The 531-nt window shown below is 51.8% G+C and carries 1 protein-coding gene; it reads left to right on the top strand.

Annotated features, from left to right (window positions below):
- Positions 1-531: type VI secretion system Vgr family protein (locus AC1M9F_RS14465; RefSeq protein ID WP_481598113.1), on the top strand; the 531-nt coding region annotated here is incomplete at both ends.

The following is a 531-nucleotide window of genomic DNA, read 5'->3' as shown; positions in this document are numbered from 1 at the left end:
ACACCGATTCAGCTTGGGTCGATGTACTGACCCCATGGGCAGGCGAAGGCTATGGCGCACGCTTCCTTCCTCGAATCAATGAAATCGTGGTTATCGACTTCTTTGACGGCAACATCGACCGTCCCTTTGTGGTGGGCCGCCTACATGAAGCCCAACGCAGCCCAACCCGATTTGACAGTCAAGGCCAACTGCCGGACACCAAAAAACTCGCAGGGATTAAAAGTAAAGAAGTCCAAGGCGAAGGCTATGGACAACTCCGCTTTGATGACACCACAGGACAAATCTCCACCCAACTGCAAAACACCCACGGGGCGAGCCAACTCAACCTAGGGAATCTCAGTCATCCCAAAGCAACAGCAGAAAGTGAAGGACGAGGTGAAGGCTTCGAACTCAGAACTGACCAATGGGGGGCAGTACGAGCGGGCGAAGGCATACTCATTTCCACCTACAAACAAGAACAAGCCAAAGCAAACCATCTCGATGCAAGCGAAGCCAAACAACAACTCGAAAGTAGCTTAAACAACGCCAAAG

The organism is Acinetobacter sp. ANC_7504 (assembly GCF_056779995.1).
Note: the sequence above shows the minus strand (reverse complement) of the source record. Positions and strands in the feature narration are given on the sequence as shown.